We start from the raw sequence: 14,577 nt of genomic DNA, 5'->3' as shown, positions 1-14,577 counted from the left end.
CGTGCCGTCGATGATATCAAGCGCCACGACACGGCCGCCGAAATTACCAACGTAGACCCGGCTGCCGTCAATGACAGGATCACCGCCGATATCGGTGACAAGCGATATCGCCCGCCCCAGCCGGTCACCCGAAATGACGCTGGACCAGCGCTGCAATCCACCACCCGGAAAGGTCGCCAGAACCTCGCCCGAGGGAAAGGGGAAAATGGCGATGCGGTCGTTGACCGCAGGCGCCGCACCGGTTGCGAAATTCGCTGTAGACGGGGTGCCTGTCTGTTGCCACCTGATCCGGCCCGTGGTCACATCCAACGCCCAGGCGGTGCTGTCGCGGGCCACCACATAAACAAGATCCCCCACGACGGTCGGCGCGGCGATGGCGGGCGCGTCAAGGTCCTGCACCCAGACCGTGTTACCCGTCGCCGCATCAAGAACCGTCAGTTCACCAAAGCCAGTGGTCACATAAACCTTTGTGTCCGCAACCGACAGACCACCACCGGAGGCATCGGTCGGGTTATCGCGGCCCGGTGTCAGATCAGCGGTCCATATCTGCTGCCCTGCCGTTGTCGTTGCCGACACGCGCGCCCTGGCATCCAGCGTGTAGATCACGCCGCCTGCCACAACCGGATCGGCCGTGATCCGCGCCCGACGGCTGTCGCCCTCGCCGATCCCGGTCACAAAGGCCGGGGCAAGCGTCGCACCAAGGGCGGGATGTGTGATCTTGTGCGTTGGTCCCCCGTTGCGATGCGTCCAGTCAGGATTGGCCACCTGTGCTGGCAAACTGACCGGGCGAATTTGATTCACCGTCGGAGGAGCCGGACGCAAATCGAAACGCGCGCCGGGCAGAATGACGTCATCCTCGGCACAAGCCCCCAACAGGACAAGCGCAATAATGGCGCAGATGCGTGTCTTTGGTATCAAGTGCCGGTCCAATTCAAAGATTACTCGGTGGGCGCAGCCGGAAGTGGTTCACCCAGCGCCACCATCACCGTTTGAACACGCTCTCGCAAGCCCCGTGAAACGGATGCATCTTCTTCGATCTGCCGCAGTGTCGAAATCGCGGCCTCTTTATCGCCAGCTTCCAATGACAGATAGGCCAGTTGTTCAAGCGCCAACAGGCGATAGGGCTGGCCTGGTGCCGCCAGATCCTGCAATGCAGCCAGGCGGTTGTCTGCGTCATCCGCAGGCAACAGCGCTGCCTTGAACGCCGCAAGATCGCGATACATCTGCGGTGCGTCGGTGCTGTTGGCAAGCGTCTGCAATGTTTGTGCCGCCGCTGCCAGATCACCGGCCTCCTGCTGCATGGCGGCCGTCAAGAGAGCGGCGACGGCAGCCGCCTGACCATCCGTTTCCACCTGCGCGATCGCAGCGGCGCGCGCAGCGGCGTCTTGCTGGTTCAGGGCCGCAAGAAGAGCGTCACCGCGGGCTTCGGCGGCGGCGCGATCCTGTGCGTTGCTATATTCGATCCATGCAGCGCCGCCAACCAACGCCAGCACGCAGACGACCGCAATCCACCCATAGCGACGCAGATAGCCATACAGCTTTTCGCGGCGCACCTCTTCGGTGACTTCATCAATGAAACTGTCCGAGTTACTCACTCACGCCCCCAATGTTCACGCTGTTGCGCTACGCTGTTTGCGGCTACATATCGCGAAGAAAGGCCAAGGGACAAGGGCTGAGCCGCGCTTTGCGGCCAGCATCATGCGGCACCGCAGAAAACTAACCTTGCGACACTGTCGTGTTTTGTATATTTTGAACTGAATGGTTTAGTATGATTTGTGATCCGGCAAGCCGGCGTCAGCGTATCGTGAATACTACATGTAAAATGTCGTCACATATTTATATGACGCTAAAAAAGGCCGCGTTATGAAAGTTTTCCCCGTCATCACCGCGATCGTGGTTTGTATTGCCCTATATTTTGTGGTGTTCGAACGCGACACCCTGTTCAACTTTGCCGGTGAACAGACGGCCGATACCCAAGCCGGGGATGCCGCACAGGACACAGCAGCGGTGGTTGCCGACAGTAACGCAGGCGTGAATGTCGTGGCAATACATTCTGTCGCGCAGACGATCGACAGCGCAGTGATTCTGCGCGGCCGGACAGAAGCCGCCCGTCAGGTCACTGTTGCCGCCGAGACATCGGGCCTGGTCATCTCGGAACCGCTGCGCAAGGGGACATTCGTGCAAGCGGGCGACCAGCTTTGCAGGCTTGACGCCGGCACGCGGCAGGCGTCACTGGACGAGGCGCGCGCGCGCCTTGCCGAGGCAAGAGAACGCGTGCCCGAGGCGCTTGCCGGCGTGACCGAGGCGACGGCCCGTGTCCGCGAGGCCGAAATCAACCTGAATGCGGCCAGACGTCTGTCAGAGGACGGGTTTGCATCAGAAACCCGATTGATCAGTGCGCAGGCGACCATGGAATCCGCGCAAGCCGGCGTGCAGCGCGCAAATTCCGCCGTCGCGTCAGCGCAGGCCGGCATCCAGGCGGCCCAGGCTGCCGTTGCCGCCGCACAGCGCGAGATAGAACGACTGAGTATCGCAGCGCCATTTTCCGGGTTGCTGGAAACGGACACGACCGAACTGGGTGCCCTGATGCAGACCGGCAGCCCCTGCGCCACGATCATCCAGCTTGACCCAATCAAACTGGTTGGGTTCGTGCCCGAGACCGATGTCACAAAAATCGCCACAGGTGCCACCGCCGGTGCCCGCCTTACGACCGGCCAGCAGGTGCGCGGGCAAGTCACGTTCCTGTCGCGAAGCGCCGATGAACTGACCCGCACCTTCCGGGTTGAGGTGACGGTGCCGAATGCCGATCAGGCCATCAGCGATGGCCAGACGGCCGAAATCATCGTGGCCGCTGATGGGCGCACCGCGCACCTGATCGCACAATCGGCGTTGACGCTGGATGACGACGGGGTGCTGGGCGTGCGCACGATCGACGCGGACAACCTGGTGAAATTCATGCCCGTCACCCTGCTGCGCGACACTGCGCAGGGCGTCTGGGTGACTGACCTGCCCGAGACTGTAGATATCATCACCGTCGGTCAGGAATTTGTCATTGACGGCGTGCGCGTCACACCCACATTTCGCGAGGCCAAGGGATGACCGGATTAGTTGACTGGGCCGCAACGCGGGCCCGCATGGTTCTTGCCTTTATCGCGCTGTCGCTGCTGGCGGGCGGTGCGGCCTATGTCAGCCTGCCCAAAGAAGGCGAGCCTGACATCGAAATCCCCGCGATTTTCGTATCGGTCCCGTTTCCCGGCATTTCCGCCGAAGACGCGGAAACGCTTTTGGTCAAACCGATGGAAACCGAACTGTCCGATCTGGACGGGCTGAAAACCATGTCCGCGACCGCCGCCGAAGGTTACGCGGGCGTGGCACTGGAATTCGAATTCGGCTGGGACAAAACCAAGACACTGGCCGATATCCGGTCCGCGATGAACAACGCCGAGGGCCGGTTTCCGTCCGGGGCGGACCAGTATTCCATCAATGAAATCAACTTTTCCGAATTCCCGATCATCATCGTCAACCTGACAGGTGACGTCCCCGAACGAACGCTGATCCGTGTGGCAAAAGGCTTGCAGGACCGGATCGAGGGCCTTGATGCCGTGCTGGAGGCCGGTCTGGCCGGCCAGCGGGACGAGATGCTGGAAGTCGTGATCGACCCGCTCCGGCTTGAGGCATATAACGTGACGGCGGGTGAATTGATTGGCGTCGTCACCAACAACAACCTGTTGATCGCAGCGGGCGAAGTCGACTCTGCGCAGGGCAGCTTTGCGGTCAAGATCCCGTCTTCGTTTGATGATCCGCAGGATATCTATGCGCTGCCGGTCAAAACCAACGGCGATCGCGTGATCACGCTGGGCGATCTGGCCACGATCCGCCTGACGTTCGAGGACAGGATTGGCACGGCGCGTTTCAACGGGGTCAACACGGTCGCCCTGCAAGTCGTCAAACGCAAGGGATACAACCTGATCGACACCGCCGCACTGGTCAAGGACGTCGTCGATCAGGAACGCGCCAGCTGGTCGCCGGAGCTGCGCAGCGCGATCGACGTCGGCACATCCAATGACCAGTCGCGCAACGTGGCCTCTATGGTCAGCCAGCTGGAAGGGTCGGTGCTGACCGCCATCGCACTGGTCATGATCGTGGTGCTGGCCGCCCTAGGCACCCGCCCTGCCCTGCTTGTCGGCTTTGCGATTCCCACATCGTTCCTGCTTTGCTTTGCGCTGCTTGCGATCATGGACATCACGATTTCCAACATCGTGATGTTTGGCCTCATCCTTGCGGTGGGGATGCTGGTCGATGGGGCCATCGTGGTGGTGGAATATGCCGACAAGCGGATCAGCGAAGGGTCCGGCCCGATGCATGCCTATACCGAGGCCGCCAAACGGATGTTCTGGCCAATCATCTCTTCCACGGCGACGACGCTTTGCGCGTTCCTGCCGATGCTGTTCTGGCCCGGCGTGGCGGGGCAGTTCATGGGCATGTTGCCTGTCACGCTGATTTTCGTGCTGTGCGCATCACTTGTGGTGGCGCTGATCTACCTGCCGGTCATGGGCGGCGTTACCGGCCGGATGAGCCGCCTTTTCGGCAATGCATCGGACGGCTTGCGCGCGCGGCTTCCGTGGATCGTCAACGCAGCACTTGTCGTGCCTGCCATCATGGTGGTGTTTACCGGGGCAATGCTGACGTTGAACCCCGGCTATCTGTCGGGAAACGCGGTGCAGACCGATGGGCTGATCGCGTCCCTGCCCGGGATCATCCTGTTTCTTGGTGGTGCGGTCATGCTGTCCATCACGATGGGCGCTGCGCGGATCGAACGCGGCGCCACGCGGATCAAGGCGGGCTATAAACGCAGCCCCTTTGGCCATGTGATGCATTTCATCACCGGCAACCCGATCATGCCGCTGGTTTCCGTCGGCGCGGTGATCTTCTTTGTCGTGTCGATCTTTGGCTACTTCGGCGCCAACAACAACGGTGTTGAATTCTTTGTCGAATCAGAGCCCGAACAGGCGATTGTCTATGTGCAGGCACGGGGCAACCTGTCGCTGCCAGAAAAAGACGCGATCTTGCAGCAGGCAGAGGAAGTCGCCCTGAATACGCGCGGGGTTCAAAGCGTGTTTTCCTTTGCCGGCGATGGTGGTCTGAATTCGAATACCGGCGGCGCCGAAGGCCCGTCAGACGCCATCGGCCAGATGCAGCTGGAATTGATTCCGTGGGAAGACCGCCCCACCATGTCCGAGAAAACCCATCTGCTCGGCTTTATCCCTTGGACCAGTACGCAGGTAGACCCGGCCTATGACGGCGACACCGTGCTGGCAAATCTGGAATCGCAACTGGCCGGCATCCCCGGTGTGCGGTTTGAAATCCTGAACCTGTCGCGTGGCCCTGCGTCGGCCAAGCCTGTGCACCTGCGCCTCAAAAGCGATAACTGGCCCGCTTTGGTCGCAGCAACCGACACGGCACGCGCCCGGTTCGAGGCGACGCCGGGGCTGATCACGATCGAAGACACCCTGCCCCTTCCCGGGATCGACTGGCAAATCGACGTCGATGTCGAAAAAGCCGGGCGCTATGGCGCGGACGTGGCCACCGTGGGGGCGATGGTCCAGATGGTCACACGCGGTATCTTGCTTGATACCATGCGGGTCGAGACATCGGACGAGGAAATCGATATCCGTGTCCGCTTGCCCGAAAAGGATCGCGTCCTGTCCACCCTTGACAGCTTGCGGGTGCGCACCTCGGACGGTCTGATCCCCTTGTCAAACTTTATCACCCGGACGCCCGTGCAAAAGCTGGCCCAGATCGACCGGGTGGACCAGAAACGTTATTTCGACGTCAAGGCCGGTGTCGGCGCAGGGCTGGCGACACTGACCAGCGACAGCGGCACACCGCTTGGCGTGTTGCGCGAAGTGACCGACCCCAACACCCCGGCAGATCTGACCAGAAACGACACAAGCTATACCGTCGTTGCGGTCACCGGCGCGTCCAGCATGGACGAACTGAAAACCGCTGCCCCGTCCGGAACCATTACGCCGGTAACACCCAATGACCGGATCGCGGTGCTGACCGAATGGCTGGAAACGAACCCCCTGCCAGACGCCGTCGACTGGGAATGGACCGGCGATCAGGAAGATCAGGCCGAAAGCCAGCAATTTCTTGCCGTTGCCGGGGTTGCAGCCCTTGGGCTGATGTTCATCATCCTGCTGGCGCAGTTCAACAGTTTCTACAATTCGGTTCTGGTACTGATGGCCGTCGTCATGTCCACCGCCGGGTCGCTGGTGGGGATGCTGGTGATGGATCAGCCGTTTTCCATCATCATGACCGGCACCGGGATCGTGGCGCTTGCCGGGATCGTGGTGAACAACAACATCATCCTGATCGACACCTACCAGGAATACAGCCAATACATGCCAAGGACCGAGGCCATTACCCGCACCGCCGAGGATCGGATCCGCCCCGTCCTGCTGACCACGATCACCACGATGGCGGGCCTTGCACCGATGATGTTCGGACTTAGCCTTGATTTCATCAACGGCGGCTATTCCATCGACAGTCCAACGGCGATGTGGTGGAAACAACTGGCCACCGCAGTGGTGTTCGGTCTTGGCATCGCCACGGTGCTGACGCTGGTGTTCACCCCGTCGATGCTGGCGCTGCGCGTCTGGATCGTGACCTATGCGCAATGGGCGGCACAACTACTGGCGAAACTGTCGATGGGCCGCAGCAGCCGCGCGGCACGCGATTGGGCCCTGTCGCGTCAGGCCCGCCGGATAAAGGCACCGGAGTTCATCTGGACCGAGGATGAACCGCCAGCACCGCTTCCGTTGAAATCACCGCTGCAAGCCGCCGAATAACAAAAGCCGGACCTGTCACGGGTCCGGCTGTAGCATGTGCGGCTTGGGAGTGGGTCTAGCCCGTGACCTTTTTCACAAAAATCGATTTCAGCCCCATCTGGCCAAATCCCGGAACCTTGCAGTCAATGTCGTGATCCCCGTCAACCAGACGGATGCCCGACACTTTGGTGCCAACCTTCAGCGGCGTTGACGACCCCTTGACCTTGAGATCCTTGATCACAGTCACGGTATCGCCATCGCGCAGGATATTTCCCACACTGTCGCGCACCTCCTGCGTGACTTCTGCGGTGTCAGCGGCAGACCATTCATGGCCACACGATGGGCAATTCAACAAGGCGTCCACCTGATAGGTAAAGGCGGCACCACATTCGGGGCATGGGGGCAATATGTCAGTCATGGGCGTTGCTATACGCCCGGCCCCATGCCTTGACCAGACGCTTAATCACATCTTGCGTGCCTTTGCGATCTGCCCGGGCGTGCCGCGCCGACCTGCTAGGCCGGAATCGTGGGGGGCACCTCTTCCTCTGACTGCCGGTTCCACAGATGCGCATAGCGTCCGTCCTGCGCCAGCAATTCCTCGTGCCGCCCTTCCTCTACGATCACGCCGTCCTCCAGCACCACGATGCGGTCGGCATCGGCGATGGTGGACAAACGGTGCGCGATCGTGATCACCGTGCGGCCTTCGCCCATGGCTTTCAGTTCGGCCTGAATCTCGCGTTCGGTCTCGGTATCAAGCGCGCTTGTCGCCTCGTCCAGCAGCAGGATGGGCGGATTTTTCAGCAAGGTCCGCGCGATGCCAACCCGTTGCTTTTCACCCCCCGACAGTTTCAGCCCGCGTTCGCCCACGGTGGTCTGATAGCCATCCGGCAGGCCGACGACGAAATCATGGATCTTTGCGGCCTTGGCGGCGGCGATAATCTCGTCCTCCTGCGCGTCGGGGCGGCCATAGGCGATGTTGTAATGCACCGTATCGTTGAACAGCACCGTATCCTGCGGCACGACGCCGATCTGGGCATGCAGACTGTCCTGCGTCACGTCCCGCACGTCCTGTCCGTCGATCAACAGCGCCCCGCCCGTCACATCGTAAAACCGGAACAACAACCGCCCGATGGTGGATTTGCCCGACCCGGACGAGCCGACAATCGCCACGGTCTGACCCGGCGCGACATCAAGGTTGATGCCCTTCAATATCCCGCGCGCCGCATCATAGCCAAAGGTCACATCGCGCAGGGTGACGCGCCCCCCCGTCACCACCAACGGTTTGGCATCGGGCGCGTCGGTCACTTCTGCGGGCTGGCCCAACAGGTCGAACATATCGCCCATGTCGATCAGCGCCTGCCGGATTTCACGGTAAACCGTGCCCAGAAAATTCAACGGCATGGTGATCTGGATCATATAGGCGTTCACCATGACGAAATCGCCCACCGTCAGATCGCCGCGCTGCACGCCGATGGCCGCCATGATCATCACCGCGACCAACCCGCCGGTGATCAACAGCGACTGCCCGAAATTCAGAAAGGCCAGCGAGTAGTTGGTGCGGATCGCCGCGTTCTCATACTGGGCCATCGCGCGGTCGTAACGGTTCGCCTCCCACTGTTCGGCACCGAAGTATTTGACCGTTTCAAAGTTCAACAGGCTGTCGATGGCCTTTTGGTTGGCATCGGTATCCTGATCGTTCATCTCCTTGCGGATTTTCACGCGCCATTCCGTCACCTTGAAGGTGAACATCACATAAAGCGCGATGGTCGCCACCACGACGGCCAGATACCAGACATCGAAAAGAAAGAACAAAACCACGGAAATCATGATCAGTTCCAGCAACAGCGGCCCCATGCTGAACAACAGGAACCGCAACAGGAAATCCACCCCCTTGACCCCGCGTTCGATCACACGGCTTAACCCGCCGGTTTTGCGCGTGATGTGATACCGCATGGACAGGCGGTGAATGTGGGTGAATGTTTCCAGCGCCAGTTGCCGCAGCGCCCGCTGGCCGACGCGTGTAAAGATCACGTCGCGCAACTGCTGAAAGCCCACGTTCATCAGCCGCGCAAGGCCATAAGCCATTGTCAGCCCCACGGCACCGAACCCCAGAAACGTCGCCGCCGATGCGGTTTCAGGGGCAAGCGCATCCACGGCCTGTTTGTAAAAAATCGGCGTGCCAACAGCGATCACCTTGGCCAGCAGCAAAATCGCCATGGCCGCAATGACCCGGCGTTTCACCCACCCCTGCCCTTCGGGCCAAAGGTAGGGAATGACGCGCCGTATGACGGCCCAACCTTGCACGGTGGCGTTGTCAAGGTTGGCAGCGGTCTTGGGCAGGCGGCGCATGTGTTTCTCCAGCTGACGGCCCCTTCAGATAGGGCGTCACGCCGACAAAGACCAGACCCTGCCGGGATCACTCTGAATGTGCGGGGATCCGGAATATCTGACCGGGATAGATTAGGTCGGGGTCCTTGATCAGATCGCGATTGGCCTCGAACACCGCGACATAGTAGATGCCCTTGCCAAGGTTTTCCTCGGCGATCGCCCAAAGCGTCGCACCCGGCTGCACTGTGCGCACTGCCACCTCGAACCCGTCGCGCGCCGTTTGTTCGGCCAGAACGGCCGCCACGTCGCTGGCTTCCTCGCGTTTGAACGGTGTCTCGATCCGCGACACCACGGCGCCTTGGTTGTTCACTTCATCAATGCGCAGCGTGTAGATCCCGGTATCGACCGGCGGCAGATCAATGCGCCAGTCACCATCAATATTCACAGGTGACGACGTGACAGGCCGATTGTCCAGATAGACCTGGACCGCGCCCACGCCCGTCGCCCGACCGGACAGCCGGATGTCCCCGTCCGGGTCATAGGTGATCGCATCCAGTGCCACATTCGGGATCGACTCGCGCGCGGACTGCACCACACGGATCCCCTCTGCATCGGCCTGCAAGACAGTCGGTGCTGCCGGCGGTTCGGCCACATCCGACAAGGCAGGCACGGCAGCGTCCACATCTGGCGCATCAACAGGTATATCCAAGGCGATGTCCGGCACGACAGGCGGTGCGACAGGTCGCGGCGCCGCTGGCGTTTCAACCACGCGGGCTGTCCGGATCGGGGCCACCATATAGCTTGTCTGTGACGGGATCGCTGCACCCTCTGGGTCGCCCAAAAGCGATAGACGACGCGGCACATCCGACGGCCCTGCCTGCGCAAAAATCACGAAACTTCCCACCGCATCAGCCGCTACACTTTCGATCACCTTGCCGCCAAGAACCAGGGCAACCTGCTGATCGGGCCTTGTGCGCCCCGCGATCAGCATTGCACCGTCGGGCTCGACCCGGAAAGTGTCGAACCGCGGGGCCATCGAGGGCTCCGGCCCTGACGGACTTGGCGGGACGGTGGAAACAACCGGCGCAGGGGCCGCGGTGGACACCGTTTCGGGTGATACCTGCGGCACAGCGACGGAAACAGGGCCAGCCCCGGTAGCGGGGTCAGGCGCAGGGTCAGGCAGGAAAAAGAAAACGATCAATCCGATGGCAATCGCGCATAAGGCACCCAAGGCAATCCGCCCGGCCTGCGATGGCGTCTTGTCTGTCACGTTATGTCCTCTTGCAAGCAGCGCATGCGGCCAGCCAACCACATCTTGTTGAGCATTGATAGCAACATGGCTATCACCGGTCAAAGCGAACCTATGTGACAAGGACCTGATAATGACGACATTTCCCAAATCGGTCTGCGTATATTGCGGGTCCCGCGCCGGTGGCAACCCAGCCTATGCAGACGCAGCCACCACCACAGGGCAGATGTTGGCCGCAAATGGCTGGCGGCTGGTTTACGGCGCGGGCGATGTGGGGCTGATGGGGCGGGTCGCATCGGCGGTTCAGGCTGCTGGCGGCAACACGTTTGGCGTGATCCCGACGCATTTGATGGCCCGCGAAGTCGGCAAACGCGATCTGGACAGTTTCGTCATCACCGAAACCATGCATGAACGCAAAAAGGTCATGTTCATGAATGCCGATGCGGTGGTCGTGATGCCGGGTGGTGCCGGATCGCTGGACGAATTCTTTGAGGCGCTGACATGGCGGCAGCTGGGCCTGCATGCCAAGCCGATCATCCTGCTGAATATCGACGGGTTCTGGGACCCGCTGAAATCCCTGCTGGATCACGTGGTCGCCAGCGGCTTTGCCGATCCGACGCTGCTGTCCTTTGTTGTGACAGCCGATGACGTCGCATCCCTCGAAAGCGCGCTAAACGCCGCTTTCGCCTGATCAGCGCAGCCCCTGCATCAGCGTTTGATGCCGGGCCAGGCCGATGTTCGACCCGCAGGCGATGATCCCCACGTGCCTACCGGCCAGATCAGCGGCTAGCGGCCCAAGGATCGCGGCAAGTGATGCCGCGCAGGCGGGCTCTGCGGTGATCCGCAGGATATTCTGATAGTGGTCCATCGCGCGCAGCATCTCGGCATCGCTGATCCGCACAATCCTGTCCACATGGGCCTTGGCCACACCGAAAGAATAGGGCATCGCAAAGGGTGCCCCAAGGCTGTCAGCGATGGTATCCACGCTGTCCAGTCGCATCGGCCGGCCTGCCTGGAAACTCTGCGACATACTGTCCGCGCCAAAGGGTTCGACCCCGATTACCTGCGCATCGGGGGCCAGCTGCTTGATCGCGCAGGCCATTCCGCTGATCAGGCCGCCGCCACCGATAGGCACCACGTATGTATCCACATGCGGGGACTGTGCGGCGTATTCAAACCCGCAGGTTGCCGCGCCCAATGTCATATGTTCCGCCTCGTAGGGATGCATCAGGGTGCGGCCCGCAGCGGCGGCATCTGCCATCGCGGCAAATGCGGCGGCCATGTCATCAAACAGATCGACGACAGCCCCCAGCGCTTGGCAACCGGCAATACGTGACGGATCGGTCGCGCGCGGCATGCAGATCAGCGCATTGACACCTGCCGCCCGCGCGGCCCAGGACACGGCCAGCGCATGATTGCCGCCGCTGGCGGCCACCACACCGGGCGCGCGCTGCTGCGGTGTCAGTTGGCTGATCCCAAGGTATGCCCCACGCGCCTTGAACGACCCCGCCTGCTGAAACAGTTCCAGCTTGACGGTGACGCTTGCGCAATCGGGCAGCACCCCGTCCCACCGCGCGGATGTCAGCGGCAAAACCGGTGTGCGCAGCGCAACCCCCTCCAGCGCATCAACAGCGGCAGTGATTTCCGATAATTCCGGTCCGGTCATGTCTTTCCCCAAAACAAAAGGCCCGCAGGATGTCCCACGGGCCTTGTGTCTTGTCCATCGCGAAAGGCTTACATGCGCGATGCGACATTTTCCCAGTTGACCAGATTGTCCAGGAAGTTGGTCAGATAAGCAGGACGCTTGTTGCGGTAGTCGATATAATAGGAATGTTCCCACACATCACAGCCCAACAGTGTGGTCTGGCCAAAGCAGATCGGGTTCACGCCGTTTTCGGTTTTCGTGACCTTCAGGCTGCCGTCTGTGTCGCGCACCAGCCAGGCCCAGCCGGACCCGAACTGCCCGGCACCTGCGGCGGCAAAGGCTTCCTTGAACTTGTCAACCGATCCAAAGCTGACGTTCAGGGCACTTTCCAGCTCGGACGGCATCTTGCTGTCGTTCGGCGTCATCATTTCCCAGAACTGGTTGTGGTTCCACAACTGGCTGATGTTGTTGAAGATCCCGTTCTGCGCCACGGCGCTGGGGTCATAGGTGCCCTTGATGATATCCTCAAGGGACTTGCCCTCCCACTCAGTGCCCTCAATCGCCTTGTTGCCATTGGTGACATAGGCATTGTGGTGCAGGTCGTGGTGATATTCGAGCGTTTCCGCCGACATGCCCTTGGGGGCAAGGGCGTCATGAGCATAGGGAAGATCGGGAAGTGTGAAGGCCATGTCTGAGCTCCTTTTGTGTTTCTGTTGTCACCCTACCTATCTGACTACTCGAAAGTTTCAATGGCTACGCTTCCTTGAACCTGCAATGCCACTATTTCTTTTGCACCGGAGAAAACACAAAGTCGTGCGGCCCCAGCTTAAGTGTCTGGCGATAGCCGTGCCGATCGAAGACCTTTGCCGCTTCATCAAATTCACCTTTGAACGTACGCAGTTCAATCCAGATCATTGGTCTGGCCACCTGCAAGACGTTGTCGGCGCCTTCCAGAACCGCAAGGTGCATCCCTTCCACGTCAATCTTGATAAAATCGACCGCTCCATCAGAGTGTTCATCGACAATGCTGTCAAGGCTGCGCATTTCGACAGCACCCTCAGCGTCTTCCCTAAAGGATGTTCCACCAAGGTTCGTCGCACCAAACGTGGAAATGGCACCGCGCCCTGTGCCGCGACCCAGAAGGCATTTCACGACTGTGCACTGGGTGATGTCGTTCAGCGCGACATTCCGTTCAAGCAATTTTGCTGCGGATTTTTGCGGTTCGATGGATACGATCTGCCGCGGCTTGAAAACCTTGGAAAAGTAGACGGTATGATTGCCGATGTTTGCACCGACATCATAGAATATCCCATTGGCCTTTATTCCCGCCCTCTGACGCAAGAGATCCAGCAAACGAATTTCGTAAAAGCTGCCAGATTTCAGAATATTACGCTGGATAAAATCCCGCTCGGCCAGTGGTATGGAAAGTGCAATCTCTTCATCGTCAAAAAGAAATCTCAGGATGTGTCCATCTTCAAGCATGGCAACGCGCTGAAGATGGATCAATTCGTCAAGACGGTTAGCCAACGCCTTGTTGGATGCAATCAGGTCAACCAACGTTGTTTCGTCTGTCTCTTTTTTCAGTTCGCTCATTATTTCGCCTTTGTCATTCTCAGTGCCTTTAGGGGGCCTTGTTTTCAGACCAGCCCAATGAAGCGATCTGGCAAAATCCGAAGGTCACCGTCGACGAACCAGTCGATCTTGTACATGCCTTTTTCGTTGCCGCGAAAGCTTTGCCGAATACGGCTTCTGTGCGCCGAAAAATCAAAACCAAGTTCATGTTTATCGATGGACGTGCGCAGAAAACTATTCGTCACGATCCGGTACGTCATTTCCGACCAGCTCCAACTGCCAGCCCCGACGATCACCTCTTCGCCCGCATCATCCTTGAACCGCAGCTTCAGCCGTTCGCGGTGGCGGTTCAAATGGAATTCGGTGTCGAACCATTTGAGATGAAATAGGAAAAGATTATCATCCAGATGTAGCTGATCGTGCGATGCACCGTGGCCATCCGGCCCCCAAATGATGTCGGTATTGGTGATGCAAGGCTTGGTATACCAGCCATTCACCCGCACAAAACGCCGTTGCGCGAACATCTGCCGCGTATAGTCATAGTCGTTTTCGTGTTCCTGGCGGTGAACAATTTCAAGACCAAGCGGGGTCACGACCTGCTGCGCTTTGGGCAGGGTTTCGATATAGCCAACGAGGTCTGTGCCGAAAGCAGGATCGAGCACCACAATCTCATCCACGTCGTTGTAGATGACGCGGTCGTTTTGTTTCGTCAGTTCAGAGCAATATTGATTGATGAACGCAAATCGGTCCTGATCCAGCCTTGGATTGCGAGGATCGCGATCAATTTCGATGATCTTGCACGCTTTAGCCAGTTCATGCGCAGACGGTTGCGGGCCATGGGTGATAACATGAAGGTTCGCCCGATCCGTATATTTTTCATAATATCTGACCCAGATATCAAGAAACACGTCGTCGTTATAAACCATCGTGACAAAGACTGTGGACATAACGAC

General features: G+C 59.7%; 12 protein-coding genes. 3 read left to right on the top strand and 9 right to left on the bottom strand.

Translation table 11 applies throughout. The annotated features are described in order from the left end of the window. A partial coding sequence (locus ACTG4B_RS10455) for a PQQ-binding-like beta-propeller repeat protein (RefSeq protein ID WP_439155646.1) occupies positions 1-918 on the bottom strand: 918 nt, incomplete at its 3' end. A 20-nt stretch (positions 919-938) separates the two neighbouring features. Continuing rightward, entirely contained in the window at positions 939-1,595 is a 657-nt protein-coding gene (locus ACTG4B_RS10450) for a tetratricopeptide repeat protein (protein ID WP_439155645.1), read from the bottom strand. Between the two features lie 268 nt (positions 1,596-1,863). Here ACTG4B_RS10450 and ACTG4B_RS10445 point away from each other — a divergent pair, with 268 nt between their 5' ends. Together ACTG4B_RS10445 and ACTG4B_RS10440 are read left to right on the top strand one after the other, a co-directional pair. Then, positions 1,864-3,099, top strand: a complete 1,236-nt coding sequence (locus tag ACTG4B_RS10445) for an efflux RND transporter periplasmic adaptor subunit (protein WP_439155644.1) — start codon at positions 1,864-1,866, stop codon at positions 3,097-3,099. Further along, positions 3,096-6,851 (top strand): efflux RND transporter permease subunit, encoded by a 3,756-nt coding sequence (locus ACTG4B_RS10440; protein ID WP_439155643.1) that lies wholly within the window; start codon positions 3,096-3,098, stop codon positions 6,849-6,851. The genes ACTG4B_RS10445 and ACTG4B_RS10440 overlap by 4 nt, the downstream gene beginning before the upstream one ends. A 55-nt stretch (positions 6,852-6,906) precedes the next feature. Here ACTG4B_RS10440 and ACTG4B_RS10435 read toward each other — a convergent pair whose 3' ends face one another. The 3 genes from ACTG4B_RS10435 to ACTG4B_RS10425 form a co-directional block, all read right to left on the bottom strand. Next, entirely contained in the window at positions 6,907-7,248 is a 342-nt protein-coding gene (locus ACTG4B_RS10435) for a zinc ribbon domain-containing protein YjdM (RefSeq protein ID WP_439155642.1), read from the bottom strand. Positions 7,249-7,343: 95 nt separating this feature from the next. Further along, complete coding sequence (locus ACTG4B_RS10430; RefSeq protein WP_439155641.1) at positions 7,344-9,179, bottom strand: ABCB family ABC transporter ATP-binding protein/permease; 1,836 nt, start codon at positions 9,177-9,179, stop codon at positions 7,344-7,346. Between the two features lie 67 nt (positions 9,180-9,246). Continuing rightward, a complete protein-coding gene (locus ACTG4B_RS10425; RefSeq protein WP_439155640.1) occupies positions 9,247-10,428 on the bottom strand; it encodes a LysM peptidoglycan-binding domain-containing protein in 1,182 nt (393 codons plus the stop codon). Positions 10,429-10,540: 112 nt separating this feature from the next. Here ACTG4B_RS10425 and ACTG4B_RS10420 point away from each other — a divergent pair, with 112 nt between their 5' ends. Next, positions 10,541-11,098, top strand: coding sequence for a TIGR00730 family Rossman fold protein (locus ACTG4B_RS10420; protein ID WP_439155639.1), 558 nt, complete (start codon positions 10,541-10,543; stop codon positions 11,096-11,098). Here the strand turns inward: ACTG4B_RS10420 and ACTG4B_RS10415 are convergent, their stop codons facing one another. From ACTG4B_RS10415 to ACTG4B_RS10400, 4 genes are all read right to left on the bottom strand, one after another. Next, positions 11,099-12,073 (bottom strand): threonine ammonia-lyase, encoded by a 975-nt coding sequence (locus tag ACTG4B_RS10415; RefSeq protein WP_439155638.1) that lies wholly within the window; start codon positions 12,071-12,073, stop codon positions 11,099-11,101. 68 nt (positions 12,074-12,141) lie between these two features. Continuing rightward, positions 12,142-12,741 carry a superoxide dismutase gene (locus ACTG4B_RS10410; RefSeq protein ID WP_439155637.1) on the bottom strand — a complete coding sequence of 200 codons (600 nt, stop codon included), beginning with the start codon at positions 12,739-12,741 and terminating at the stop codon, positions 12,142-12,144. A 91-nt stretch (positions 12,742-12,832) separates the two neighbouring features. Further along, positions 12,833-13,645 carry an FkbM family methyltransferase gene (locus ACTG4B_RS10405; protein ID WP_439155636.1) on the bottom strand — a complete coding sequence of 271 codons (813 nt, stop codon included), beginning with the start codon at positions 13,643-13,645 and terminating at the stop codon, positions 12,833-12,835. 44 nt (positions 13,646-13,689) lie between these two features. Next, positions 13,690-14,571, bottom strand: a complete 882-nt coding sequence (locus ACTG4B_RS10400) for a hypothetical protein (protein WP_439155635.1) — start codon at positions 14,569-14,571, stop codon at positions 13,690-13,692. Positions 14,572-14,577 lie beyond the last annotated feature (6 nt).

The organism is Yoonia sp. (genome assembly GCF_965660735.1).
In the GTDB taxonomy this organism is placed as follows: Bacteria; Pseudomonadota; Alphaproteobacteria; order Rhodobacterales; family Rhodobacteraceae; genus Yoonia.
The sequence above is the reverse complement of the archived record's forward strand: the minus strand, read 5'-3'. Positions and strand labels throughout refer to the sequence as shown.